The sequence below is a fragment of the Allobosea thiooxidans genome (assembly GCF_900168195.1).
GTDB lineage: Bacteria > Pseudomonadota > Alphaproteobacteria > Rhizobiales > Beijerinckiaceae > Allobosea > Allobosea thiooxidans.
In genome coordinates this window covers 23816-47603 of the sequence record NZ_FUYX01000006.1, presented here as the reverse complement: position 1 = coordinate 47603, position 23788 = coordinate 23816, and the positions used below count along the sequence as shown (strand labels likewise).

The following is a 23788-nucleotide window of genomic DNA, read 5'->3' as shown; positions in this document are numbered from 1 at the left end:
CCCTCCTTGCGCGTCAGGCCGGGCGCCCGAACAGGCCGGCGGGCTTCACCAGCAGCACCAGCACCATGATGATGAAGATCACGGTTGCCGCCGCCTCCGGATAGAACACCTTGGTCAGGCCCTCGATCAGCCCGAGCGAGAAGCCCGTGACGATGGCGCCCATGATCGAGCCCATGCCGCCGATCACGACCACGGCGAAGACGACGATGATCAGGTCGCCGCCCATATTCGGGTTGACCGAGTAGATCGGCGCGGCGAGCACGCCGGCGAAGGCGGCGAGCGCGACGCCGAAGCCGTAGGTCAGCGTCACCAGCAGCGGCACGTTGATCCCGAAGGCCTGGGTCAGGGTCGGGTTCTCGGTCGCGGCCCGCAGATAGGCGCCGAGCTTGGTCTTCTCGATCAGGAACCAGGTGCCGAGGCAGACCACCAGCGAGGCGACGATCACCCAGGCGCGATAGTTCGGCAGGAACATGAAGCCGAGATTCTGGCCGCCCGCGAGCTGCGGCGGGATGGCGTAGGGCAGGCCGGAGGAGCCGTACTGGTTGCGGAACAGGCCCTGGATGATCAGAGCCAGGCCGAAGGTCAGCAGCAGGCCGTAGAGATGGTCGAGATGCGCGATGCGCTTCAGCAGCAGCCGCTCGATCGCGATGCCTGTCGCGCCGACGATGATCGGCGCCAGCACCAGCGCGACCCAGTAGTTGATACCGAGATAGTTCAGGCACATCCAGGCGACGAAGGCGCCCATCATGTACTGGGCGCCATGGGTGAAGTTGATGATGTTGAGCAGCCCGAAGATCACCGCCAGCCCGAGGCTGAGGATGGCGTAGAACGAGCCGTTGATCAGGCCGAGAAGAACCTGGCCGAACAGCGCCTGGGGCGGAATTCCGAGAAGCTCGAACATGGTCTTGGCTGCTTCGTGGCTTGGGGTTCGCCCCGCCGCGCGAGCAGGCAGGCTCGTGCGGCGAGGGGGAGCAGGGGCTTTGAACCGTCAGGCGGACGATCCCGGGCACACTGGAGGGTACCCGGCATGTCCGCCCCGGCGTAGGCTCATTTCTTGACGAGCGGGCACTCGCTCTCGGAGAGCGGCTGGAAGGCCTGCTCGCCCGACAGCACGGCGATCTGCTTGTAGTAGTCCCACGGGCCCTTGGACTCAGACGGCTTCTTGACCTCGTAGAGATACATGTCGTGCAGCTTGCGGCCGTTGATGCGGATCGAGCCCTTGCCGAAGATCGGATCTTCGGTCGGCATTTCCTTCATCTTGGCCATGACCGTGGCGGCGTCCTTGCCCTTCGTCGCCTCGACCGCCTTGAGATAGTGCAGCAGCCCGGAATAGACGCCGGCCTGCACCATGCTCGGCTTCTTGCCGCCGTTGAGCTTGGCGAAGCGCTCCGACCAGGCGCGGGTCTGGTCGTCGCGGTCCCAGTAGAAGGATTCGGTCAGGACCAGGCCCTGCGCCGCCTGCAGGCCGAGCGCATGGACGTCGCTGATGAAGGTCAGCAGACCGGCGAGCTTCTGGCCGCCCTGGGTGATGCCGAACTCGCTCGCCTGCTTGACCGAGTTGATCAGGTCGCCGCCGGCATTGGCGAGGCCGATGACCTTGGCCTTGGAAGCCTGCGCCTGCAGCAGGAAGGAGGAGAAGTCGGTGCCCGGGAACGGGGTGCGGACGGTGCCGAGCACCTTGCCGCCCGCCTTGGTGACAACGGCGGAGGTGTCGCGCTCCAGCGCGTGGCCGAAGGCGTAGTCTGCGGTCATGAAGAACCAGGTATCGCCGCCGGCCTTCACCATGGCGCCGCCGGTACCCTGGGCGAGGGCATAGGTGTCGTAGGTCCAGTGGATCGTGTTGGGGCTGCAGGCTTTGCCGGTGAGGTCCGAGGTGCCGGCGCCCGAATTGATCAGGATCTTGTTCTTTTCCTTGGTGATCTGGCTCACCGCCAGCGCGACTGAGGAGGTCGGCACGTCGAGGATGAGGTCGACGCCGTCCTGGTCGTACCACTGCCGGGCGATGGTCGAGCCGACATCGGGCTTGTTCTGGTGGTCGGCCGAGACGATCTCGACCTTGATGCCCTTCTCGGCAGCCTTGAAGTCCTCGACTGCCATGCGCGCGGCGATGACCGAGCCTTCGCCGGAAAGGTCGGCATAGAGGCCGGAGCGGTCGTTCAGCACGCCCGCCTTGACCGAGATCTGCTGGGCCAGTGCCGGGCTCGCCATCAGCGCCGCGAGCGCCGTCGTCGCCAGAATCGCCTTGAGCTTCATCGTCGTTCTCCCTGCTGAGGTTGGCGGCGTTTTCGCCGCGTTCTTGGCCGGTGCCGGGGTCTGCGCGGGGCGCGTCAGACCCCGAGATAGCGGTGCAGCTTGTCGATGTTGGCGTCGAGTTCGGCATTGGGGATCATGTCGATCACCTTGCCCTGCTCGACGACATAGTGCCGGTCCGCGACCGTCTGGGCAAAGCGGAAGTTCTGCTCGACCAGGATGATGGTGAAGCCTTCCTGCTTCAGCTTGGCGATGGTGCGGCCGATCTGCTCGATGATGACGGGCGCCAGCCCTTCGGTCGGCTCGTCGAGCAGGAGCAGATGCGCGCCCGTGCGCAGGATGCGCCCGATGGCGAGCATCTGCTGCTCGCCGCCCGAGAGCTTGGTGCCCTGGCTCCGCAGCCGCTCCTTGATGTTCGGGAAGAGCGTGAAGATCTCGTCGAGCGAAAGCCCGCCGGGCCTGACCTGCGGCGGCAGCATCAGATTCTCCTCGACGCTGAGCGAGGAATAGATGCCGCGTTCCTCCGGCACGAAGCCGATGCCGAGCTTGGCGATGGCGCGCGAGGGCAGGGCGATGGTCTCCTTGCCCTCCATCTCGACCGAGCCCTTGCGCTTGCCGATCACGCCCATGATCGATTTCAGCGTCGTGGTCTTGCCGGCGCCGTTGCGGCCGAGCAGCGTCACGACCTCGCCCGGCGCGACGTCGAAGTCGATGCCGTGCAGCACATGGGATTCGCCGTACCAGGCCTCGAGCCCGCGCACCTTGAGCAGCGGCGCGGCGGCCTGGCCGGCGGCGGAAGACTTCAGGGCTTCAGTGGTGGCCATGGCCGCCTCCCGAGCCGATATAGGCCTCGACCACGCGCGGATCCTTCGAGACGGCGGCATAGTCGCCCTCGGCCAGCACCTGCCCGCGCGCCAGCACGGTGATGCGGTCCGACAGCGAGGCCACGACCGAGAGATTGTGCTCGACCATCAGGATGGTCCGGTCCTTCGAGACCTTGCGGATCAGCGCCTCGATGCGCTCCACATCCTCGCGGCCCATGCCGGCCATCGGCTCGTCGAGCAGCAGCATCTCTGGATCGAGCGCCAGCGTCGTCGCGATCTCCAGCGCTCGCTTGCGGCCATAGCTGAGTTCGCCGGCTGTGAGTGCCTGGAAGGATGACAGGCCGACCGCTTCGACGAGACGCCTGGCATCTTCGTCGAGGCTCTTCAGGGTCCGCTCGGAGCGCCAGAAATCGAAGTTGTCGCCGCGCTTGCGCTGCAGCGCGATGCGGACATTGGTCAGCACCGAGAGCTGCGGGAACACCGCCGAGATCTGGAACGAGCGCACGAGCCCGAGCCGGGCGATCTCCGCCGGCTTCTCGCGCGTGATGTCGCGGCCGTTATAGAGAATCGTCCCGCGCGTCGGCGCGAGAAATTTGGTCAGAAGATTGAAGCAGGTCGTTTTGCCGGCTCCGTTCGGGCCGATCAAAGCATGAATCGACCCGCGGCGAACCTTCAGATCCACCCCGTTCACAGCTGTAAAGCCGGCAAATTCTTTGGTAAGACCTGATGTCGATAGAATAGTGTCCTCAGGCATTCCCAACGGCAGCCCTCATCAGCTTTGTCTTTCTTTGTTTGTGCGGTTCCCCTTGTAAGTCATGCTGCACCGCGCTCGCGGCATAAGTCAACGCGCGCTAGCGCGGAAATGGCCTTGGGACGCGCGATCTCATCCTTTTGTCGTATGCCTCCTGTCATCGGAACGAAGGATGCCGCGTCGCCGCGATGGCGCCGATGCTGCCGGTCGCGCGACTGTCCGACCGTGGCTTTGAACCTGTGACTGGTCTCGTGCGACCAAAGGGAAGCCCGGTTTACCATTGGAAAGCGATGCGCTAAACATGCCTGTTGGCTTTCGTATATTGTTGTCGGTTTTTGATCGTGCGGTGCCCTGTGCATGGACCTTCGCGGGCGCTGGGGCTGTGCCGCTGAATTGGGGGAGATTGTCGTGAGCTTCGCGTCTCGGATTTCGGTGCTTCAGGCGCGGATGGCCGCGGCTCTTGCGCTTGCATTCTGTGTCGTTGTCCTGGCTGCGCCCGGCGCCGCCGCCGTGCCGGAGCGCCGCGTCGCGCTCGTGATCGGCAACAGCGCCTATACGGCGGTGCCGCCTCTGGCCAATCCGCAGCGCGATGCGAAGGGCGTTTCCGCCGCCCTGAAGCGCCTGGGCTTCGACGTGGTCGAGGGCTACGACCTCAAGATGGCGGAGATGACCGGTGTGGTGCGCGAATTCGCGCAGAAGCTCGACGGCGCCAAGGCCGGTCTCGTCTACTATGCCGGCCACGGCATCGCGGTGGGCGACGAGAACTATCTCATCCCGGTCGACGCCTCGCTGCGTTCGGAAGCCGATCTCGACTTCAAGGCGGTCAACGTCCAGCTCGTGCTGCGCCAGATGCAGCGCGACGAGCGCGTCAACATCCTGATTCTCGACGCCTGCCGCGACAATCCCTTCGCCGCCCAGCTCGCGGCGAAGTCGCGCGCCGTCACCCGCGGCCTGACCGCGATCGAGACGCAGACGGCCTCGGGCATCCTGATCGCCTTCGCCACCGATCCGCGCGCCACCGCGCTCGACGGCGAGAAGGACGGCAACAGCCCCTTCACCGCGGCCCTGCTCAAGCATATCGAGACGCCCGAGGTGTCGATCACGACCGTGATGGATCGCGTGCGGGCCGATGTCTGGGAGGCGACAGGCAAGAAGCAGAAGCCCTGGACCAACTCCTCGATCATCGGCGAATTCAGGCTCAATCCGTCGCTGAAGCTCGCCTCGGTCGATCCTTCCGTGGCCGCGACCAAGACGATCGATGCCGCGGTGCCGGTCCCCGCCATGCCGGCGGCGCCCTCGTTCGACCGCGCCCAGATCGACGTCAAGACCTGGGAGGTCGCCGAGCGCGGCAACTCCGCCGCCGATTACCGCGCCTATCTGGACGCGTTCCCGACCGGCCAGTTCGCCAGCTTCGCGCGCAATCGCTTGGCGAGCCTGGAGGCGGCGAAGCCGGCCGCCGGCTTCCTCGAGACGCCACCCGGCGTCACCGACGAGGCGCTGAAGAAGGAGATCGGCACGGTGCAGACCGAGGCGGCGATGAAGCTCGCGGTCAAGGACAGGCGCGAGTTGCAGACCCGCCTGCGCGTCAGCGGTTTCCAGCCGGGCAAGGCCGCGGCCAATTTCGGGCCGAGCCAGCGCAAGGCGATCCAGGAATGGCAGAAGTCGCGCGGCATTCAGGAGACGGGTTTCCTGACGGCGATGCAGGCGAGCGCCCTGCGCGCCCAGAGCGAGACGGCCTATCAGGCCGCGCTCGCCGAGGAGAAGGCGGCTGCCGAGAAGAAGCGCAAGGTGGCGGGCGAGGGCCAGCCGGCCGGCAAGGCCACGCGCAACGTCACCTATGAAGGCGACGAGATGTACCAGCGCGATCTCGCTCGCGAGCGCGGCGTCGCCTATCAGGGCTCCGGCACTGCGCGTCCCGCGCGTCCCGGCACGACCAGCACCGGCTATCAGGGGCGGGTCCGCAATCGCACCGAGGATGCCGGCAACAATGCGGGCGCCGCGGCGATCGGCTCGATCATCGGCGGGGCGATCATGGGCGGCATCCTCGGGCGCTGACCCGACCAGCCTGCCACCATTCACCGAGAGCCGGCCCTGGGGGCCGGCTCTTCTCTTTGGGCGCCGGCGCGACCGTCATCCCCGCCCCGTCTCCCAGCCCGCCCTGACCAGCTCCGGCTCGGCGCAGTCCGCTTCCGGCCAGCCGATGCAGAGATAGGCGATCAGCTTCCAGTCGGATGGCGCGCCGAGTGCCGCCGCGATCTCCGCCGGCTCGAGAATCGAGACCCAGCCGACGCCCAGCCCGTGGATGCGCGCCGACAGCCAGAACTGGGTGATCGCCGCCACGACCGAGTAGTCGAGCATCTCCGGCATGGTCCGCCGGCCAAGGCCATGGCCGCGCTCGGTCCCATGGTCGCAGAACACGGCGAACTGGACCGGCGCCTCGCGCAGGCCTTCGAGCTTGAGGCGGGCGTAGAGCGCGGCGCGCTCGCCCTCATAGGAGGCCAGCGCGTCGGCGTTGCAGCGCTGGAAGCTCGCCTGCACCGCTTCGCGCCGGGCCGGCTCGTCGATGGCAAGCCAGCGCCAGGGCTGCGAATGCCCGACCGAGGGCGAAAGCCGGGTCTGGGCGAGAAGTTCCTCGACCAGCGCGGCCGGGACGGGGTCGCGCCGGAACCGCCGGACGTCGCGCCGCCAGCGCAGCAACTCCTCGAATTGCCGGGCGAAGGCTTCGTCGAAGACCGGCCCCTGGCTCACGCCGGGCCTGCCGTGGCGATGGCATGGAAGAACGAGCCCGTCACCAGCCCGCGCCGGCTTCCGGCGGGGGCGGGCGGCGAGCCGTGCGGGTCGCGCACCGTGGCGAAAGGCGGATCCTCGCCCTGCGCGACGATGCTGGCATAGTGGAATTCGTGCCCGGTCAATGTCGCGCCGGCGCGGCCGAGCGGACCGTCGGCTTCCAGCACGGCGCGTCGATAGCCGAGATTCATCTTCCGCCTGGCGAAGGAGGTTTCGACCGAGAGCAGCCCCGCCATGACGTGGACCGCGCCGTCGGCGTCGGTCAGGCTGCGCCCGAGGACCATGTAGCCGCCGCACTCGCCATGGACGGGGCGGGTTTCGGCGAAGGCGCGCAGGCCCTTGAGGAAACGGCTGGCGGCCGCGATCCTGCCGGCATGCAGTTCGGGATAGCCCCCCGGCAGCCAGCAGGCGTCGCAATGCTCGGGCGGTGCCTCGTCCTTCAGCGGCGAGAACGCGAGCAGCTCGGCCCCCGCCGCACGCCACCCTGTCTCGACATGCGGATAGACGAAGGAGAAGGCGGCATCGCGGGCGATGGCGATCCGCCGTCCCGGGGCGGGCAGGGGCGGAGCATCGCCACCCATGGCAGCCGGAAGCGCCGTGGCCCCGGCTGCCGCGATGACCGCATCGAGATCGACCGCAGCCGAAACGGCTTCCGCCAGCGCATCGAGCCTGGCGTGCAGATCGGCCGTTTCGCCGGCCTGGACCAGTCCGAGATGGCGCTCGGGCAGGATCAGGCTCGCCTCTCGCGGCAGCGCGCCGAGAACCGGCAGCCCGATGCGCTCCATGCCCTGCCGTACCAGCCGCTCATGGCGAGCGCTTGCGACCTTGTTGAGGATGATGCCGGCGACACGGATGCGCGGATCATAGGCCTTGCAGCCGAGCGCGACCGCCGCCACCGATTGCGCCGCTCCGGAGACGTCGATGACGAGGATGACGGGCCAGCCGGTCAGCGCCGCGATATCGGCGCTGGCTCCGGTATGGCCTTCCGGACCCGGCACGGCGTCGAACAGCCCCATCGAACCTTCGGCGATGACGATGTCGGCGGCCTCGGCCGCCTCGCCGGCGATCCGCCCGAGCAGGCCGTCCGGCATGGCGTAGGAATCGAGATTGGCGCTGGGTGCGCCCGTCGCGGCGGCGTGGAAGGCGGGGTCGATATAATCGGGCCCGCATTTCAGCCCGCGCACGGTGAGGCCGCGCCGCGTCAATGCGCGTTGCAGCCCGAGCGTGATCGTGGTCTTGCCCGAGCCGGAACGCGGCGCGGCGATGAGCAGGCCGTGCGCATTCATTCTCCGCCCCGGGGCCGGAAGCGGCGGTCATAGTCGATCGAATAGAGCGCGCTCTCGCCGAAATCATCGGCTGCCAGCGCGGGCCCGACCAGGATCAGCGCCGTGCGCTCGAGCGCGCTCGCCCGTACCTTTGCGGCGATGTCCGCGAGCCTGCCCTGCAGCACCGTCTCATCCGGCCAGGTCGCGCGGAACACCACCGCGACCGGGCAGTCTTGGCCATAGAACGGGGTCAGCTCCGCCACGACCTGCTCGATCACATGGATCGAGAGATGGATGGCGAGCGTGGCGCCGGAGGCGGCGAAGGTCGCGAGCTTTTCCCTCGAAGGCATGGCCGAGGCGCGGCCGGAGGTGCGGGTCAGCACCAGCGACTGCGCCACGCCGGGCAGGGTGAGCTCGCGCTTCAGCACGGCGGCGGCGGCTGCGAAAGCCGGCACGCCGGGCGTCACCGTATAGGGGATGCCGAGCCGGTCGAGCCGGCGCATCTGTTCGCCGCAGGCGCTCCAGATCGAGAGATCGCCGGAATGCAGCCGCGCCACGTCCTGCCCCGCCAGATCCGCGGCCTCCATTTCGGCGATGATGGCGTCGAGCGCGAGCGGGGCAGTGTCGACGACGCGTGCTCCCGGCGGGCACCAGTCGAGCATCATCTTGGGGATCAGCGATCCCGCATAGAGGCAGACCGGGCTGGCGGCAATCAGGTCGCGCCCGCGCAGCGTGATGAGATCGGGCGCGCCAGGGCCGGCGCCGATGAAATGGATAGTCATGCGTGAAGCGATTTCATGATGTCGTCCTGGCCAGAGCGCAGGTGACGCGGGCGGTCGCGATCCGCGGCTGCACCAGCTCGCCGCCCGGCCCCGCCGCAGCAAGCGCGGCCGCCTCCGCCACCGAGCCGACGCCATAGAGCGAGGCGATCCGGGTCGAGCGCGTCGCGCAGGCGGCCTCGAAGCCCTTCAGCGCCTCGTCGGGGATGGCCACGAGCTCGGCCGCGCGATCGGTTGCGGCCGCGATCATGCCGGCTTCGGCGACGCGGCTTGCGAGCGTCGCGAAACGCGGCGTGGCACTGCCGGAAAGCCCGGCGATCGCCAGGGCCTGGTCGAGGCAGGCGAGGATGTCGGCGGCATCCGTGCCGGGCCTGATCCCGATGCCGGCGACGAGGTGGCCGGCGCTCAAGGCTTTTCGACCCGCCATTGCGTCACCGGCATGGCCGGGCGCCAGCCATGCTTGCCGCCAACGGGGGCGAGCCGGTCGATCGAGATGCGGCGCAGCGAGCCGCCATGTTCGGCATGAAGTGCGGCGAGCTTGGCCTCGCCCTCGATGGTCACGACATTGGCGACGAGCCGCCCGCCCGGCTTCAGCGCCGCCCAAGCCGCGTCGAACAGGCCCTCCTCGGTCAGCCCGCCGCCGATGAAGACCGCATCCGGCGCCTCGCGCCCGACGAAGCCCGCCGGTGCCTCGCCCACCACCTCGACGGAAAGTCCGCCGAGCTCGAGCTTGTTGCGCTTGATCCGCTCCGCCCGCTCCGGCTTCGCCTCGAAGGCGACGGCACGATTACGGACGTGACGCTGGCACCATTCGACTGCGACCGAGCCGGAGCCGGCGCCGACATCCCAGAGCAGCTCGCCGCCGCGCGGCGCCAGCGCGGAAAGCGTGATCGCGCGGATCTCGGATTTGGTGATCTGCCCGTCATGGGCGAACCATTCCTCGTCGAGCCCGGGCGCGAGCGGCAGGATGCGCGAGTCGTGGGTAGCGGCAACCTCGATCGCAATCAGGTTGAGCGGCACGACATTGTCGAGGGCGAAGGCGTCGGCGCGCGTCTCGCGGATGCGCTCCTGTGGCCCGCCGAGCGATTCCATCACGACGATGCGGCTCGCGCCCATGCCGCGCGCGGTCATGAGTTCGGCGACGGCGCGCGGTGTCGTCTCGTCCCAGGACAGGGCGAGGATGCGCGCCTCGGGCTGGAGATGCGGCACGATCCGGTAGAGCGTGCGGCCGTGGAGCGAGACCAGCGCGCATTCCTCCTGCGGCCAGCGCATCCGCGCGCAGGCCATCGAGAAGGAGGAGAGCTGCGGGATGATCCGCATCTCTTCCGCCGGGATCGCGCGGCTCAGGCTGTTGCCGATGCCGTAATGGAACGGGTCGCTCGTCGCGAGCACGCAGACCTTGCGGCCGCGCTCCTTGAGGATCTGCGGCAGGGCATTGCGGAAGGGCTGCGGCCAGGGCCTGAGCTCACCCGGCACCTTCCCGACCAGCGCGATATGGCGATCGCCGCCGAAGACGATCTCTGCCTCGTTCAGCACGGTGAGCGCTTCGCGGCTGAGGCCTGCCGACCCGTCCTCGCCGAGGCCGACCAGCGAGAGCCAGGGCTCCGCCGGCCGGCTCGACAGAACATCCGATTCACGTAACACTGCTGCCATGACCGTCCTCATCCTTGGCGGAACGAGTGAAGCTGCGGCGCTCGACCAGCTTCTCGCTGATCAGGCTCCGGACATTCGTGCCATTATCTCGCTGGCCGGGCACACCGTCGATCCCCGACCGACGAACCTGCCTGTCCGCGTCGGCGGCTTCGGCGGCGTCGAGGGGTTGAGGCAATATCTCGTCGAGGAGGGGATCGTCGCCGTCGTCGACGCCACCCATCCCTTCGCGGCCATCATGCCTTTCAATGCCGAGCATGCCTGCAAGGCCGAGGGTGTGCCGCTGCTCGCCATCAGGCGCGATTCCTGGAAGCCGCGCCCCGGCGACCGCTGGAAATCGGTGCCGGATATCGACGCGGCGGTGCAGGCGCTCGGCGGCGAGGCGCGCCGCGTCTTTCTCACCGTGGGCCGGCTCGAATTGCCCGCCTTTGCCGATGCGCCGCAGCACCGCTATCTGGTGCGCGCCATCGAGCCGATCGGCGATCGGCTGCCGGTGCCGCATGTCGACGTCATCCAGCAGCGAGGCCCCTTCGACGCCGATGACGAGGAGGATCTGATGCGCCGCGAGGGCGTCGAGATCCTGGTCAGCAAGAATTCCGGCGGTCCGGCCACGGTCGGCAAGCTCGTGGCCGCGCGCCGGCTGTCGCTGCCGGTGGTGATGGTCGAGCGGCCGCTGAAGCCCGATGTCGAGACCGTCGACCATATCGATCAGGTCCTGCCCTGGCTGGTGGCGCAGGGGCTCTTCGTCACCGAGCGCGGCGTATAGACGTAAGGCCGCCCGCCTTCGCGAGCGACCAGCCGCGTGTTTGAAGCCCCGATCATCACCAGTGTCGCCATATCGGCCGTGCCGGCGGCCGCCACGGCCTCCGCCAGCGTCAGCACGCGCAGATTCTCGTCTGGCCTGCCGATGGCGCGGGCGAACAGCACGGGCGTCGCGGCTTCGCGCTGCTTCACCGCCAGCTCCAGCGCCGCGCCGAGTTGCCAGGGCCGCGCCTTCGAGATCGGGTTGTAGAGGCAGATCACGAAATCGGCGGCGAGCGCCGCTTCGAGCCGCCTGGTCACCACCTCCCAGGGCTTGAGGTTGTCGGAGAGCGAGATCGCGCAGAAATCGCCGCCGAGCGGGGCGCCGGCTCGTGCCGCCGCAGCCAGCATCGCGGTGATGCCGGGCTCGACCGCAATCGGGATCGCCAGCCATTCCGTCGGGCCCGCTTCGAGAGCCTCGAACACCGCCGCCGCCATGGCGAAGACGCCGGGATCGCCGCCCGAGACGACCGCCACCTTGCGGCCTTGCGCCGCCAGCCGCAGTGCATGGGAGGCGCGCTCGACCTCGACACGGTTGTCGGAGGCGTGCTTGGTCCGCCCATCCCGTTCCGGCACCCGATCGACATAGGGGCCGTAGCCGACGATATCCGTGGCGACATCGACTGCGGCCTGCGCGGCCGGGGTGATCCATTCCGGCGTGCCAGGGCCGAGGCCGACGATGGTAAGCGTGCCGGTCACAGCCTGCGCCCCTCGCCGGGCACCAGCACCATCGCGAAATAGGGCGCCTCGTCGTCGGTCTTATCGGCGAGCCGCGCCACCACCTGCCGTGCCATGGTCGCGCGCTCGACATAGATGGCGCGGCCGGCAAGTCCTGCGGCGGTCAGGGCACGGCGCACCTTGGGCAGATTGCGGCCGAGCTTCATGATCACGGCGGCGTCGGTGTCGGCGAGGCGCCGCGCCAGTTCCGCCTCCGGCAGCGTGCCGGGCAGCACCGTCATCACATCGTCGCCCCAGGTGATCGGCGCGCCCGCCTCGCCCCAGGCGCCCGTCATGCCGGTGACGCCGGGCACGACCTCGGTCGGGAAGCGTGGCGAGAGTCGCCGCCACAGATGCATGAAGGAACCGTAGAAGAACGGGTCGCCGTCGCAGAGCACGGCGAGCGTCCGCCCGGCCTGCATCTCCGCGGCCAGCTGTTCGGCGGCCGCCTCGTAGAAGGTCGCGATCGGCCCGTCATAATCGGGCTCGCCGACGCTGGCCTCGGTCGTGACCGGGAAGGCGAGCTCGATCTCGCGTGCCGGATCGGGCGCGACGATGGTATCGGCGGTGGTGCGGGCATTGCCGCGCCGGCCGCGCTTGCAGAAATGCACCAGCCGGTCGGCGCAGAGGATGATCTCGCGAGCCCGCACCGTCATCAAATCCGGCGCGCCCGGTCCGAGGCCGACTCCGTAGAGCAGGGTTCTTGCTGTCCCGCTCATCGGTTATTCCTTGTCCTGTGCCAGCGCGTTGACGGCTGCCGCCGCCATGGCCGAGCCGCCGCGGCGCCCATGCACCACGAGGAAGGGCACGCGTCCGTCCTTCGCCAGCGCCGCCTTCGATTCCGCCGCGCCGACGAAGCCGACGGGGATGCCGATCACGGCGGCAGGTTTCGGCGCGCCGGCATCGAGCATTTCCAGCAGCCGGAACAGCGAGGTCGGCGCATTGCCGATCACGACGACGGAGCCCGCGAGCCGGGGCTTCCACAGCTCCATCGCGGCGGCGGAGCGGGTCGTGCCCATCTGCGCCGCGAGCGCCGGAACCTGCGGGTCGTCCAGCGTGCAGAGGACTTCGTTGCCGGCCGGCAGGCGCGCGCGCGTCACGCCATTGGCGACCATCTTCGCATCGCACAGGATCGGCGCGCCGCCCTTGAGCGCCGCCTGCGACGCTTCCGCAAAATCGGCGGACATCGCGACGTCGCGGGGCAGGTCGGTCATGCCGCAGGCATGGATCATCCGCACCACGACGCGCTCGGCCGTGCCGCTGAAGCGCGCGAGATCGGCTTCCGCCCGGATGATGGCGAAGGAGCGCTCATAGATCGCCGCGCCGTCCTGGATGTAATCGTATGCCCTGCTCAACCGCGCGGTCCTGTTCGGCGCACGGCCTTGGCCAGTTGCGCGTGGATGTCCTGTCCCGGCTGCAATCGCGCCTCGAGCGTCGAAAGGTCAAGCGTCGCGGCCGGCTTGTCCCGCGTCGTGCCGCCGAACACGACGTCATAGCGCCCCTGCCGTCCGACCAGCGTGAGATCGGCGGCGGCGGGGTGGGCGCACGCCTTAATGCAGCCGGAGACATGCAGCGTCAGGCCCTGCGCGAGCAGATCGGCCGAGGCCTCGGCCAGCGCCCCCGCATCCGCCATGGTCGGCGCTTCGGCGCGCGAGCAGGCGGGGCTGCCGGCGCAGGCCTGCACCGAGAGACGAGGATCGTCGTCGTGCGCGATCAGCCCCAGATCGCCGGCCAGCGTTAGCAGGCGTTCGGCTTCCGCACGGGCGAGATGGCAGAAAGCCAGCCCTCGCCAGGGCGAAAGCCGAATCTCGGCCTGGCCCGGTTCAATATTGGCGCCCAGCCTGTCGAGCGTGGCCGCATCGCAGCGGCCGAAAGGCAGGCCGATGAGCGCTGCAAAGCGATCCTCTCCCAGGGCGAACAGACCCACCCGCCGGGGCGAGGGGCGTCGTGCAGGAGCGATTGTCTCGGGCAGAGCGCTCAGGCCGGCCAGCATCTCGGGCGGCAGGTCGCGCAGGCGACGGATGCGATCGGGCGCGGCGTCGCGGAGCCTGGCGAAGCGACGAAGGATGGTTTCGACCTCTGCCGCGGCTTCCGCTTCGGTGACGGGTCCGCGCCAGGATCGATCCGCGAGGCAAAGCACCATGCGCCCGGGACCAATGCCGATGAGCCTGACGTCGCCGGAAAACCCATCCAGGGCCTGCGGACCACCATCATCGATGACGATACCGAGCTTGGGCGGCAGCCCGGAAATCCTGCGGGCACGCGCCTCGATCTGCCCGGCCAGCGCGCCCGTGTCGATCAGCCCGCCCGGGTCGCTGCGCGCCAGTGGCGAGATCAGCGTCAGCCGCTGTGGTCCGTCGCCTCCATGCTCGTCGATGAGCTGCTCCGCCAGCAGGCGCTCGACCAGTACCGGATGGCTTTCCGGCGTCACGCCGCGGATCTGCAGATTGGCGCGAGCCGAGATCTCGATCAGCCCGTTGCTATGCTCGGCAGCCAGGGCTGCGATCCGCCGCAGCTGCGCCGGTGCCAGCCTTGCGCCCGGCGGGTGCAGACGCACCAGCCAGCCATCGCCGGTTTCCATCGGCCGTAGCGTGCTCGGGCACCAGCCGCGCCGCAGCACTTCCTTGGGAAGGGCGTTCATTCAGCCGCCTCCCGCGCCAGGAAGGCCCCGACCGAGTTGCGTCGGCTCGTCCAGAGCCCGCGTCGCGCCGCTTCGGCCAATCGGGCACGGATCGAGGCGGCAGCTGGCGCATTGGCGGTTTCGAGCGCAGCCCAGATCTGCGGATCGGCGCAATAGGCCTGGAAGACGGCATCGAACAGCCCGTCGGTGACGGCGTCGGTGCTCGCGGCGAAGACGAAGAGCGTGTCGACGGCCTCGGCGAGTTCCGCCGCGCCACGCCAGCCATGGGCGAGCTGGGCGGCGATCCAGCGCGGATGCGTCAGCCGGCCATGGACAATGCGGGCGATGTCCTCGGCCAGGGTGCGCGCCTTCGGGGCTTCCGGGTTCGAGCTGTCGAGGCTGTAGAGCGCCGGATGGGCGCCGAGCGCCTTGGCCGCTGCCGCGAGACCGCCGATCACGTCGGCGGCACTGGTCGCTTCGAGGATGTCGCGCCCGGCCGTGTCGCTGACATGGATGAAGGCGTCGGAGCTTCGTACTCGCTGGGCGAAGCCGGTATCGACCACGCTCATGCCTTCCGGTCCGCCATAGGCATGGTCGGAGGCGGCGAGATAGGCGGCACCGAGCTCGACCCGCTCGGTCCAGTCGCCATCAAGCGCGCGGTCGGCCATCGCTGCGCCATAGCGGCCTGGCGCAGCGCCGAAGATGCGTGCGCCAGACTCGCCGCGGCGGCGGGCGGCGGCAGGCTCGTTCCACTCGTCCGGCTCGTCGAGCGCCGCGACTGCCCGCGCAGCCTGGTCGATCAGTGCGATCTGGCCGGGGAAGGTGTCGCGGAAGGTGCCGGAGATGCGCGTGGTGACGTCGAGCCGTGGAAAACTGAGCTTCGGCTGCGGGACGATGCTGAAGCCGGTGACGCGGGTCGAGGCATTGTCCCACAGCGGCTCGACGCCCATCAGCGCCAGTGCATGGGCGATGTCCTCGCCGCCTGAGCGGAGCGTCGGCGAGGCCCAGAGGTCCATGACGATCCGGCGCGGATAGTCGCCATGCTCCTGCAGATGGCGCGACACCACGGCCTGCGCCGCCAGTTTGCCGAGACGGGTGGCGGCGCGCGTCGGGATGGCGCGCGGATCGAGCGTCGAGAGATTGCGTCCGGTCGGCAGTACGTCGGGTCGGCCGCGATGTGGCGATCCGGCAGGTCCAGGCGGAACGAAGCGGCCATCCAATGCGGCGAGGAGGTTCGCGCGCTCGTTGCGGGCGGAGGCCGGATCGATCTCGGACTGGCCGAAGACATGCAGTCCGTCTCGGAAGGGCAGCTCGGCGATGTCGCAGAGATGGGCGTCGAGCCGCGTCAGCGCCTCGTTCATCTCCATGCCGGGCGCGACACCGCAGGAGGCGGCGAGCCCGCTCGCCTGGGCACGCGCCCGAATTTCGGCGGCGACGATGTCGGCGCGGCGCGGGTCGAGCACCTGCGCCTGCGAGAATTCCTCGACGAGATCGCGCAGGAGCGCGGTCTCACCGGCGGCCTCCGTTTCGGCCAGAGGTGGTGGCAGATGGCCGAGCGTGACGGCCGAGAGCCGCCGCTTGGCCGGCGCCGCCTCGCCGGGATCGTCGACGACATAGGGGTAGATCACCGGCAGCCCGTCGACCGCGAGCCGCGGCCAGCAGCCGGCCGAGAGGGCCACGGCCTTGCCCGGCAGCCACTCCGTCGTGCCGTGCGTGCCGAGATGGATCAGCGCGTCGATCGCCTCGGCTCGGCGCAGGGCGAGATAGAAGGCGAGGTAGCCGTGCCCCGGCGGGGCGTCGGGGTCGTGATACCGCGCCTTTCGGTCGGGCGTCGCGTCGCGCGGCGGCTGCAGGGCCACGGTGAGGTTGCCGAAACGCGCGGCGCGGAAATGGAAGGAGCCATCACGCCAGGCCGGATCGGATTCGGGCGCGCCATGCGCGGCCAATAGGGTTTCGCGGGCGGCCGCGGGAATGGTCGCCAGCCAGTCGCTATAGGCGGATAGCGAGACGGTCAGGACGGCAGGGCCGGTTGTGAGGGCTGCCATCAACCCCCGGCCTTCATCCATCCGTCCGCCGTCATCCCGGGTCTCCCTTCGGTCGCCCGGGATGACAGACGAGGATGAGGAAACGGAGTATCCAGCCTGTGCCAGCAAATCCCGGATCGCGGTCACGCTCGCCGGTGTGTCGAGCCCGACGGCGAAGCCGGCGCGGCCGCCGCGCGCAGGGTAGTCAGACATCACCAGCGCAAGCCTTCGCTCGGCTGCGGGCTTCCGCGCCAGCGCGATCCAGCCGGCCGCGAGATCGGCGAGCGCGGCGATACCGTCCGCATCCGGCACGAGCCGGCGGATGCCGAGCCCGGTCGCCGGGTCGGTCTGCTCCGCCTTGAAGGCCACCGGGATCGCGCCGATGCGCCCGTCGAACTCTGGCAGGGCGACCTGCATGGCGAGATCGGCGGCGGAAAGCCCCCGTGCGGAGGTTTCCCAGGCTTCGCGCAGGCTGCCGACGGGCATGGCCTGCAGGATGGGGCAATCGGCTCCGTCGAGCACGAAATCGGTGCCTTCGCGGGCGGAGAAGGCGGTGGCGGTGACGATCAGCGCCGGTTTGCGGATTGCGACCAGGGCCGCGAGATCGGCCGTGACGGCGGGGTCCTTCAGGCTGGTCAGCGCCAGCGGAAGGGCCGCGAGACCACGTGCTGCGAGTGCGGTGGCGATCGCCTCGCCCATCGAGATGTCGCCCGCAACGACGCCGGAGCGGTAAAGCAGGATTGGAACGATTGGCCGGTCGGCGGGCAAGGCAGCAAGCGCCTCGCGCCAGGGCAGGGAGGCACCGTTGCGGCCGAGCGCGAAGATCGGCGGGACGGGCAGGGGCGCGAGATCGGAAACCTCGCGCCGGCCTTCATCCGTCAGGTATTGCGTGATCCGCCCCAGCAGCCGCCGCATGTTCTCGGTGCCGCCGCCCGCCTGGAAATAGGCCAGCAGCTCGGCCGCAAACTCCGCCGGAACGGTCGCGTGTTCACCCAGCCGCGGATCGTCGCGTTCGTCGCCGGGCAGGATCGCGAGCGGAATGCCGCGCTCGCGGCAGGCTGTGCCGAGCTGCTCGATGCCGTAGCGCCAGTAGTCGAGCCCGCCGAGGCAGCGCAGCAGGACGAAGCGGGACTGCACCGCCGTCTTCTCGATCAGGAAATCCACCGAGAGCGGGTGCTTGAGTTTCCTGAGCGGAGCGAGCCGCACGGACAGCCTCTCTCCGTCATGCTCGCCCTTGTGGTGAGCATCCACGTCTTGAACGCCACCCTCGATAGAGGAAGACGTGGATGGTCGGGGCAAGCCCGACCATGACGGGAACGGTTCTTCATGCGTGCGAGCCGCCACCGCCAGCGCCGAGAGGTCGCTGTCGGTGAAGGACAGGACGAGCACATCTCCCGGCGGCAGGGCGAGATCGACGGCGTCCTCGCCGTCGTCGAGCCTGATCTCGCTGGTCGGGAGCAGGTGCATCGGAGGAGGCTACGCCCCGGCGAGGGCCGCTTCCACGGCCTTCAGGTCGAAGCCCTTGAGGCCGATCACGGTGAGGCGGCCGTCGCGCGGCTCGCTCGTCCCCCAGGGCCGGTCGAAATGATGCCCGACGCGCCGGCCGACGCCCTGCACGACCAGCCGCATCGGCTTGCCCGGAACGGCGGTGAAGCCCTTGAGCCGCAGCACGCCCTCGGCTTCGGCCGCCTTGGCGACGCGCGCCGTGAGCTCTTCCGGCGTGAGCCCGGCCGGCAGCGGCAGGGCGACGGAGTCGAAATCGTCATGGTCGTGATCATGCTCGCCCTCGCCATGATGCGAGGGGCGGGCGGCGAGGTCGCTCTCGGCCGCGGCGCCAAGGCCGACGATCAGCGCCGGCTCGACCTTGCCATGGGCGGTCTCGACGATCTTGATCGCTTTCGGCAGATGCTCGGCGATCTCGGCCTTGACCCGCGCACGGCCGGCCTCGTCGACGAGGTCGCTCTTGTTGAGCAGGATCAGGTCGGCGCAGAGGATCTGGTCCTCGAACACCTCCTCCAGTGGATTGTCGTGCTCGACGTTAGGATCGGCGGCCTTCTGCGCCGCGAGCGCCTCCGGATCATCGGCGAACTGGCCCTCGGCCACCGCCGGCCCGTCGACCACGGCGATGACGCCGTCGACCGTGACGCGCGCGCGGATCGCCGGCCAGTTGAAGGCCGTGACGAGCGGCTTCGGCAAGGCGAGGCCTGAGGTCTCGATCAGGATGTGCTCGGGCGGGTTCGGCCGGTTCAGCAGCTTCTCCAGCGCCGGCACGAAATCGTCGGCGACGGTGCAGCAGATGCAGCCATTCGGCAATTCGACGACATCCTCGTCGCTGCAGCCGGCGATGCCGCAGCTCTTCAGGAATTCGCCGTCGAAGCCGAGATCGCCGAACTCGTTGACAAGTACGGCCAGCTTCTTGCCCTGCGCGTTCTCCAGGAGGTGGCGCACCAGCGTCGTCTTTCCGGCGCCGAGGAAGCCGGTGATGATCGTGCAGGGCGTCTTGCCAAGGTTTGCGGTCTGCGGAGCGTTCATGATGTCATCCTTGCTGGCGCGCCGGCAAAGGCGGCACGCGCGCGACCACGCCCTTGCGGAAGGACTGCGGCCGCTCTTTCCAGGGAACGATGCCGTTGGCGCTGGTGGCATAGGCCTCCGCTGCGCCGACGATCTCGTCGAGATGGGTGTCGGTGTCGAGATCGCCGATCAGATAGGTCCATTTGCCATCGGCGCTGAGCGCGATGGTGCAGGGCCGCTTGCAGACGGCGAGGCATTCGACGGGTACCACCGGGATGGTGCTGCCCTTGGCGAGGAGGCGCTCGGCCAGCGCCTCGGCGAGCGCCAGTCCCGGCTGGTCGTAGCCCTCCGGGAGATCGGCGCGTGCGCGTCTGCAGGCCGTGCAGACATGGATGATGAGGTCGCCCTCGGACATGGCTTGCCTTTCGCGGAGCCCTGAGGCTCCGCCCTCCTCAAGCCATGGCCGCGCGGCGGCTCGCCCAGGGCCAGAGCACGCCGACCATGAAGGCCGTCGCCAGCCAGAGCGCGGCCTGGATGCCAAGCGAGAGCGCCGCGAAATGCGCCGCGACCTCGGCCGGCACCTTGCTCTCCGGCGCGGCCGGATGCGGGGCGCCGACGATATGGGGCAGCAGGATCACGACGACGGCGGCGAGCTTGAGCCAGGGCTGCTCGAAGCGCAGGAACAGGAACAGCCCGAGCGCCGTGGCGATGGCGGTGGCGAGCCACCAGAGCTGGCGCTGTTCCAGAGCCGCGGAGGCCGCGCCCGGCAGTTCCGGAGCGAGCCCCATCGCAGGTGCGAGCCCGAGCGCCAGGAAGCCGCAGGCGCCCCAGACCAGGGCGCTGCGCTGGTCGATCGTCTGGCCGGCCGCGATCATGCCCGCGAGCAGCAGCGCCGCGAAGCCGATTGCGGTCGCGATCGTCACGGCGCTGGTGAAGAGCGTGCGCTGGAGGCCGTCCTGCGGCTTCCATTCGGCATGGTCGTGGCCGGGGGTGTCGCCGGCTGGGCCATGAGCGAGGATGATCTTTGCCTCGCCGTCGAAAGCGGCCAGCGTCGGCGCTTTCAGCGCCAGCGCCGCCTCGTAGGTCTCGGCCTTGAGGATCAGCGGGGTGGTGGTGACATGCTGCAGGGCGGCGACGATCAAGCCAGCCAGAAGCCCGGCCAGGATGCTGACCGTGAGAACACGCGTGACCATGGATGCTTTCCCTCAGTGGCAGGGAAAGGCGAGGCCGTGACGGGTGTCGTGCGCGGCGTTGTGGACATTGGTCGAGGCCGCGAAGCCGGTCGTGTAGATCAGCGCGACGCCGATCACGAGCGCAGCAGTGACCGCCTTGACGCGTTCCGAAACGCTGAGTGTGGGGGTGGAAACCGAAACGGTGTTCATATGCGTTCTCCGTGGCCGCCCCGCCGGCAGCCGGTTGGATCTCTGCGGGTCGACGGCAGGTCTCCTGGCTCGCGGATTTGGCGCCCCTTGCCGCCTTCCCGGAGCGAGCGCTCCAGTGGCCGATGGCGAAGGACATCCGCTTACAGTTGCGGGGGCAGCCGCGGTCTCGCACCGCGTTCCCTTTTCACCTCCTCGCGGAGGCACCGTCGGCGATCATCATTAGCCATCGCAGGGCGGCTGTGCAATGCAGGCTGCGTCGCAAGGGCGTCGTTCTCGGGCTTGACCCGAGAATCTCTCGTCGGAGGAGGCTCCGGTGCCTCCTTCGGATAGAGATGCTCGGGTCAAGCCCGAGCATGACGGCAGAGGATTTTTGGAATGGAGCTGCCCCATCTCACCCTCGTCCTCGGCGGCGCCCGCTCCGGCAAGAGCCGTCATGCCGAGGCGCTGATCGAGGCGTTGCCCTCGCCCTGGACTTATGTCGCGACCGCCCAGGCCTATGACGACGAGATGCGCGAGCGCATCGCCGAGCATCGGGCACGCCGGCCGGCGGGCTGGGAGACCGTCGACGCCCCGCTCGATCTGGCTGAGGCGATCGCCGCCCAGCCGGTGGGCCGGCCGATCCTGGTCGATTGCCTGACGCTCTGGCTGACCAACCTGATTCTCGCCGAGCGTGACGTTGCGGCTGCGCGCGCGGCTCTCGTCGCCGCCTGCGAGCGCGTCTCTGCCCCCATCGTGCTCGTCGGCAACGAGGTCGGCCTCGGCATCGTGCCGGAGAATGCGCTGGCCCGCCGCTTCCGCGACGAGGCCGGACGATTGCATCAGGCGCTTGCGGCGCGGGCGGCCAGCGTGGTCTTCATGGTCGCCGGATTGCCGATGCGAGTGAAGTGATGACCGAGATCGAAGACGCTGCCCGCCACAAGGCGAAGATGGAGAAGCGCAAGGCGGTGCAGGACGCCGAAGTCGCCTCCAAGACGCTCGAAAAGGGCCTGCTCATAGTCAATACCGGCCCCGGCAAGGGCAAGTCGACGGCAGCTTTCGGCCTGATGCTGCGCGCGCTCGGCCATGGCTGGCGCATCGGCGTGGTGCAGTTCATCAAGGGCGCCTGGTCGACCGGCGAGCGCAGGGCGCTGGCGGCTTTCGGCGATCAGGTCAGCTGGCACAGCATGGGCGAGGGCTTCACCTGGGAGACGCAGGACAAGGCCCGCGACATCGCCGCCGCCGAGCGCGCCTTCGCCAAGGCGAAGGAGCTGATGGCCGATCCCGAGATCAGGCTGCTGGTGCTCGACGAGCTCAACATCGCCCTGCGCTACGACTATCTGCCGCTCGCTGAGGTTGTCGCGACGCTGGCCGCCCGCCGGCCTGACCTGCACATCGTCGTCACCGGCCGCAACGCCAAGCCGGAACTGATCGAGGCGGCCGATCTCGTCACCGAGATGACGCTGGTGAAGCATCATTTCGCCGCCGGGGTGAAGGCGCAGGAAGGCATCGAGTTCTAGGGCGCGAGATCGCCGCCTATTGCCCGGCGGGCGGCAGAAGATAGAGCGTCATCGCGAAGATCAGATAGACCATCAGCAGGAGCACGCCGACGAACCAGGCCGAGCGTCCGCCGCTGGTCATCAGGAAGGCTGTCAGCGTTGAAATCAGCATCATGACGACCGCGCCCGGCCAGAATAGGAGGTTCATCGGCGTCGGGCCGAGGACATAGCTGAGCAGGACGAGAACCGGAGCGACGAACAGCGCGATCTGCGATGCGCTTCCCAGGGCGATGCCCACGCTCAGATCGAGCCGGTTCTTGCGCGCGCCGGCGAAGGCGGCGGCCATTTCGGCAGCGCCGCCGACCAGCGCCACGACGATGAAGCCGACGAAGGCGGAGGTCAGCCCCAGCGTGACGGCGGCCTCCTGGACGGATTCGATGAAGACTTCGCTGACCAATGCCACCAGGACCGTGACGCCAGCCAGGGTCGCCAGGGCCATGCCGAGCGGCAGCGCCGCTTCGCCATGCTCCGCCGGGTCGGAGCTGCCGAAGAATTCGCGATGGGATTTGAGCGAGAAAACCAGGCCGAGCGCATAGGTCCCGATGAGCAGCACCGACAGGCCGACGCTCAATTGCTGCGTGAAGGTCGATGACGCCGCGAAATCGGCATCGGGGACGATCGAGGGGACCAGCATGGCGATGGTTGCAAGAAACAGCAGGCTCGTCTGGAGGCGGGCGCTGACCCGGTTGTATTCCTGCACATGATGCCTGAGGCCGCCGATCAGGAACGACGCCCCCAGCATGAACAGGGTATTGGTCACGATCGCTCCGGCGATCGACGCCTTCACCAGCATGTATTGTCCGGCGCGCAATGCAGCCAGCGCGATGATCAGCTCGGTCAGGTTGCCGAGCGTGGCATTGATCAGGCCGCCCACCGCGTCGCCAGTCCTGGCCGCGACGGACTCCGTCGCGTGGCTTAGCAGCGTGGCCAGAGGCACGAGCGCCAGTACCGAAAGCACGAAGAGCAGCGTGTAGGCTTCGGGATGCCGCAGCTTGACGGCGAATACGACAGGCACGACGGCCAGGAGCCACAGCACGACGTTGCCGCGGATTTCCCGGAACAGTGTGGAAAGACCTGCCGTCATGGCGGGATGCCCTTGGTTACTTCTTTTCGGTCCTATCAGTCTCCGTCGCGCGCAGCGCCTGAACGCTGATCGCCGCAACCAGGCCGGTCAGCACGATGCCGTTGAAGCCGATGATCAGGGCCAGCATGCGCGAACTGAGATGTCGCGGCGCGAAGTCCCCGTAGCCGATCGTGAGGCCGGTCACGAAGGTGAAGTAGAGCGCTTCGCCGACCCGCCAATCCTCTATGCGGCCGATCAGCAATCCAAGCCCGACCATGACGACGAGGACCCCGGACAGAATCGGCCATATCACCTGGATTTGCCGCACAAGAGCGAAGAAAAAGGTCCGTCTCTTCTCTTTGTGGTCCATCCCGGTCCGTCTCCGTGGGTGAGGCCAATCAGCTACGATGCTGCGCCGATCGCGCCAGCCCTCCGCGATTCAAGACAAGCCTCGTGTCTCCCGGTGGTCGCAACGGCAAGAGGAGAGGCTTCATGCAGTTCGGATCGGGCCGCCTCCCGGGATAGCCCCTTTATCTGGCGGGATCTGGCCGACGCGTTCCGGCTCTCCGGTTGTGTTGCCAGTAGCGTATGCAGGCGTGCCCGATGCCTATTGTCCTTGGGGACAATCATTGCCGTGTCATGTGCTGGCATGGCACGGCGTTGCGTCCGTCCGACATGGTCAGGTGTTGGTTTGATCGCGCTGTTGCACTCTTCACCCGTTCGATCGGACTGATCGGTTTGGTCTGGACGTGGCGGGCCTGTTGCGACGGGGAATGCGCGTCGGCTCGCGATGGGAGGTGCGGTTCCGAACCATCCCGTCGCGGTACTT

24 protein-coding genes and 1 riboswitch are annotated in these 23788 nt (G+C 68.6%); of the genes, 4 read left to right on the top strand and 20 right to left on the bottom strand.

Features of this window, described 5'->3' with window-relative positions:
* Positions 1 to 13: 13 nt before the first annotated feature.
* The 4 genes from B5Y19_RS12745 to B5Y19_RS12730 all read right to left on the bottom strand — a co-directional run bounded on the left by B5Y19_RS12745 (position 14) and on the right by B5Y19_RS12730 (position 3828).
* Positions 14 to 901, bottom strand: a complete 888-nt coding sequence (locus B5Y19_RS12745) for a branched-chain amino acid ABC transporter permease (protein WP_055729260.1) — start codon at positions 899 to 901, stop codon at positions 14 to 16.
* 146 nt (positions 902 to 1047) lie between these two features.
* Positions 1048 to 2253, bottom strand: a complete 1206-nt coding sequence (locus B5Y19_RS12740; RefSeq protein ID WP_055729259.1) for an ABC transporter substrate-binding protein — start codon at positions 2251 to 2253, stop codon at positions 1048 to 1050.
* Between the two features lie 74 nt (positions 2254 to 2327).
* Positions 2328 to 3074: an ABC transporter ATP-binding protein gene (locus B5Y19_RS12735; protein ID WP_055729258.1), complete on the bottom strand. Its 747-nt coding sequence runs from the start codon at positions 3072 to 3074 to the stop codon at positions 2328 to 2330.
* Positions 3061 to 3828 (bottom strand): ABC transporter ATP-binding protein, encoded by a 768-nt coding sequence (locus B5Y19_RS12730; protein ID WP_055729257.1) that lies wholly within the window; start codon positions 3826 to 3828, stop codon positions 3061 to 3063. The genes B5Y19_RS12735 and B5Y19_RS12730 overlap by 14 nt, the downstream gene beginning before the upstream one ends.
* A 405-nt stretch (positions 3829 to 4233) precedes the next feature.
* Between B5Y19_RS12730 and B5Y19_RS12725 the strand changes: the two genes are divergently transcribed.
* Positions 4234 to 5880 (top strand): caspase family protein, encoded by a 1647-nt coding sequence (locus tag B5Y19_RS12725; protein WP_176168621.1) that lies wholly within the window; start codon positions 4234 to 4236, stop codon positions 5878 to 5880.
* Positions 5881 to 5955: 75 nt separating this feature from the next.
* Here the strand turns inward: B5Y19_RS12725 and bluB are convergent, their stop codons facing one another.
* From bluB to B5Y19_RS12700, 5 genes are read right to left on the bottom strand one after another with little or no spacing between them, the layout of a single operon-like run.
* Complete coding sequence (bluB, locus tag B5Y19_RS12720; RefSeq protein ID WP_055729255.1) at positions 5956 to 6573, bottom strand: 5,6-dimethylbenzimidazole synthase; 618 nt, start codon at positions 6571 to 6573, stop codon at positions 5956 to 5958.
* Positions 6570 to 7898, bottom strand: coding sequence for a cobyrinic acid a,c-diamide synthase CobB (locus B5Y19_RS12715; protein ID WP_055729254.1), 1329 nt, complete (start codon positions 7896 to 7898; stop codon positions 6570 to 6572). Before B5Y19_RS12715 ends, bluB begins: the two co-directional genes overlap by 4 nt.
* Positions 7895 to 8659 (bottom strand): precorrin-4 C(11)-methyltransferase, encoded by a 765-nt coding sequence (gene cobM, locus B5Y19_RS12710; RefSeq protein WP_055729253.1) that lies wholly within the window; start codon positions 8657 to 8659, stop codon positions 7895 to 7897. The genes B5Y19_RS12715 and cobM overlap by 4 nt, the downstream gene beginning before the upstream one ends.
* Before the next feature lie 13 nt (positions 8660 to 8672).
* On the bottom strand, positions 8673 to 9065 hold the full coding sequence (locus tag B5Y19_RS12705; RefSeq protein ID WP_055729252.1) for a cobalamin biosynthesis protein: 393 nt from the start codon (positions 9063 to 9065) through the stop codon (positions 8673 to 8675).
* Positions 9062 to 10309 (bottom strand): bifunctional cobalt-precorrin-7 (C(5))-methyltransferase/cobalt-precorrin-6B (C(15))-methyltransferase, encoded by a 1248-nt coding sequence (locus B5Y19_RS12700; RefSeq protein WP_055729251.1) that lies wholly within the window; start codon positions 10307 to 10309, stop codon positions 9062 to 9064. The genes B5Y19_RS12705 and B5Y19_RS12700 overlap by 4 nt, the downstream gene beginning before the upstream one ends.
* Here B5Y19_RS12700 and B5Y19_RS12695 point away from each other — a divergent pair.
* A complete protein-coding gene (locus B5Y19_RS12695) occupies positions 10308 to 11072 on the top strand; it encodes a cobalt-precorrin-6A reductase (RefSeq protein WP_055729250.1) in 765 nt (254 codons plus the stop codon). The genes B5Y19_RS12700 and B5Y19_RS12695 overlap by 2 nt on opposite strands.
* On the opposite strand, the gene cobJ is transcribed toward B5Y19_RS12695, so the two are convergent.
* Genes cobJ through B5Y19_RS12650 form a run of 9 tightly spaced genes read right to left on the bottom strand, consistent with a single transcriptional unit; the run spans position 11015 to position 20361 of the window.
* A complete protein-coding gene (gene cobJ, locus B5Y19_RS12690; protein WP_055729249.1) occupies positions 11015 to 11806 on the bottom strand; it encodes a precorrin-3B C(17)-methyltransferase in 792 nt (263 codons plus the stop codon). The two genes, B5Y19_RS12695 and cobJ, sit on opposite strands and share 58 nt — an antisense overlap.
* Positions 11803 to 12543 carry a precorrin-2 C(20)-methyltransferase gene (locus tag B5Y19_RS12685; RefSeq protein WP_055729248.1) on the bottom strand — a complete coding sequence of 247 codons (741 nt, stop codon included), beginning with the start codon at positions 12541 to 12543 and terminating at the stop codon, positions 11803 to 11805. The genes cobJ and B5Y19_RS12685 overlap by 4 nt, the downstream gene beginning before the upstream one ends.
* A gap of 3 nt (positions 12544 to 12546) precedes the next feature.
* Positions 12547 to 13179, bottom strand: coding sequence for a precorrin-8X methylmutase (locus B5Y19_RS12680; protein ID WP_055729247.1), 633 nt, complete (start codon positions 13177 to 13179; stop codon positions 12547 to 12549).
* Entirely contained in the window at positions 13176 to 14444 is a 1269-nt protein-coding gene (gene cobG, locus B5Y19_RS12675) for a precorrin-3B synthase (RefSeq protein WP_176168620.1), read from the bottom strand. The genes B5Y19_RS12680 and cobG overlap by 4 nt, the downstream gene beginning before the upstream one ends.
* Positions 14445 to 14461: 17 nt before the next feature.
* Positions 14462 to 17935, bottom strand: coding sequence for a cobaltochelatase subunit CobN (cobN, locus tag B5Y19_RS12670; RefSeq protein WP_055729245.1), 3474 nt, complete (start codon positions 17933 to 17935; stop codon positions 14462 to 14464).
* Positions 17936 to 17944: 9 nt separating this feature from the next.
* Positions 17945 to 19000 (bottom strand): cobalamin biosynthesis protein CobW, encoded by a 1056-nt coding sequence (gene cobW, locus B5Y19_RS12665; RefSeq protein WP_055729244.1) that lies wholly within the window; start codon positions 18998 to 19000, stop codon positions 17945 to 17947.
* Positions 19001 to 19004: 4 nt separating this feature from the next.
* Positions 19005 to 19394, bottom strand: a complete 390-nt coding sequence (locus B5Y19_RS12660) for a DUF1636 family protein (RefSeq protein ID WP_055729243.1) — start codon at positions 19392 to 19394, stop codon at positions 19005 to 19007.
* A gap of 37 nt (positions 19395 to 19431) precedes the next feature.
* Positions 19432 to 20172 carry a CbtA family protein gene (locus B5Y19_RS12655; protein WP_055729242.1) on the bottom strand — a complete coding sequence of 247 codons (741 nt, stop codon included), beginning with the start codon at positions 20170 to 20172 and terminating at the stop codon, positions 19432 to 19434.
* 12 nt (positions 20173 to 20184) lie between these two features.
* Positions 20185 to 20361, bottom strand: a complete 177-nt coding sequence (locus B5Y19_RS12650; protein WP_079591561.1) for a CbtB domain-containing protein — start codon at positions 20359 to 20361, stop codon at positions 20185 to 20187.
* Positions 20362 to 20398: 37 nt separating this feature from the next.
* A riboswitch (cobalamin riboswitch) is annotated at positions 20399 to 20584 on the bottom strand.
* Positions 20585 to 20736: 152 nt separating this feature from the next.
* Between B5Y19_RS12650 and cobU the strand changes: the two genes are divergently transcribed.
* Both cobU and cobO read left to right on the top strand, forming a co-directional pair.
* Positions 20737 to 21249 (top strand): bifunctional adenosylcobinamide kinase/adenosylcobinamide-phosphate guanylyltransferase, encoded by a 513-nt coding sequence (gene cobU, locus B5Y19_RS12645; protein ID WP_055729241.1) that lies wholly within the window; start codon positions 20737 to 20739, stop codon positions 21247 to 21249.
* Entirely contained in the window at positions 21249 to 21857 is a 609-nt protein-coding gene (gene cobO, locus B5Y19_RS12640) for a cob(I)yrinic acid a,c-diamide adenosyltransferase (RefSeq protein WP_055729240.1), read from the top strand. The genes cobU and cobO overlap by 1 nt, the downstream gene beginning before the upstream one ends.
* Before the next feature lie 16 nt (positions 21858 to 21873).
* On the opposite strand, the gene cax is transcribed toward cobO, so the two are convergent.
* Both cax and B5Y19_RS12630 read right to left on the bottom strand, forming a co-directional pair.
* On the bottom strand, positions 21874 to 22980 hold the full coding sequence (gene cax, locus B5Y19_RS12635; RefSeq protein WP_055729239.1) for a calcium/proton exchanger: 1107 nt from the start codon (positions 22978 to 22980) through the stop codon (positions 21874 to 21876).
* A 16-nt stretch (positions 22981 to 22996) separates the two neighbouring features.
* Complete coding sequence (locus B5Y19_RS12630) at positions 22997 to 23329, bottom strand: potassium channel family protein (protein WP_055729238.1); 333 nt, start codon at positions 23327 to 23329, stop codon at positions 22997 to 22999.
* Positions 23330 to 23788: the final 459 nt, after the last annotated feature.

Coding starts and splice junctions, on each gene's coding strand:
- B5Y19_RS12660 (WP_055729243.1), bottom strand. CDS start 19,394: ATGTCCGAGGGCGACCTCATCATCCATGTCTGCACGGCCTGCAGACGC.
- cobN (WP_055729245.1), bottom strand. CDS start 17,935: ATGCACCTGCTCCCGACCAGCGAGATCAGGCTCGACGACGGCGAGGAC.
- B5Y19_RS12730 (WP_055729257.1), bottom strand. CDS start 3,828: ATGCCTGAGGACACTATTCTATCGACATCAGGTCTTACCAAAGAATTT.
- cobW (WP_055729244.1), bottom strand. CDS start 19,000: ATGAACGCTCCGCAGACCGCAAACCTTGGCAAGACGCCCTGCACGATC.
- B5Y19_RS12745 (WP_055729260.1), bottom strand. CDS start 901: ATGTTCGAGCTTCTCGGAATTCCGCCCCAGGCGCTGTTCGGCCAGGTT.
- B5Y19_RS12735 (WP_055729258.1), bottom strand. CDS start 3,074: ATGGCCACCACTGAAGCCCTGAAGTCTTCCGCCGCCGGCCAGGCCGCC.
- B5Y19_RS12695 (WP_055729250.1), top strand. CDS start 10,308: ATGACCGTCCTCATCCTTGGCGGAACGAGTGAAGCTGCGGCGCTCGAC.
- B5Y19_RS12700 (WP_055729251.1), bottom strand. CDS start 10,309: ATGGCAGCAGTGTTACGTGAATCGGATGTTCTGTCGAGCCGGCCGGCG.
- cobO (WP_055729240.1), top strand. CDS start 21,249: ATGACCGAGATCGAAGACGCTGCCCGCCACAAGGCGAAGATGGAGAAG.
- cax (WP_055729239.1), bottom strand. CDS start 22,980: ATGACGGCAGGTCTTTCCACACTGTTCCGGGAAATCCGCGGCAACGTC.
- B5Y19_RS12630 (WP_055729238.1), bottom strand. CDS start 23,329: ATGGACCACAAAGAGAAGAGACGGACCTTTTTCTTCGCTCTTGTGCGG.
- B5Y19_RS12715 (WP_055729254.1), bottom strand. CDS start 7,898: ATGAATGCGCACGGCCTGCTCATCGCCGCGCCGCGTTCCGGCTCGGGC.
- B5Y19_RS12740 (WP_055729259.1), bottom strand. CDS start 2,253: ATGAAGCTCAAGGCGATTCTGGCGACGACGGCGCTCGCGGCGCTGATG.
- B5Y19_RS12650 (WP_079591561.1), bottom strand. CDS start 20,361: ATGAACACCGTTTCGGTTTCCACCCCCACACTCAGCGTTTCGGAACGC.
- cobM (WP_055729253.1), bottom strand. CDS start 8,659: ATGACTATCCATTTCATCGGCGCCGGCCCTGGCGCGCCCGATCTCATC.
- cobU (WP_055729241.1), top strand. CDS start 20,737: ATGGAGCTGCCCCATCTCACCCTCGTCCTCGGCGGCGCCCGCTCCGGC.
- B5Y19_RS12655 (WP_055729242.1), bottom strand. CDS start 20,172: ATGGTCACGCGTGTTCTCACGGTCAGCATCCTGGCCGGGCTTCTGGCT.
- B5Y19_RS12685 (WP_055729248.1), bottom strand. CDS start 12,543: ATGAGCGGGACAGCAAGAACCCTGCTCTACGGAGTCGGCCTCGGACCG.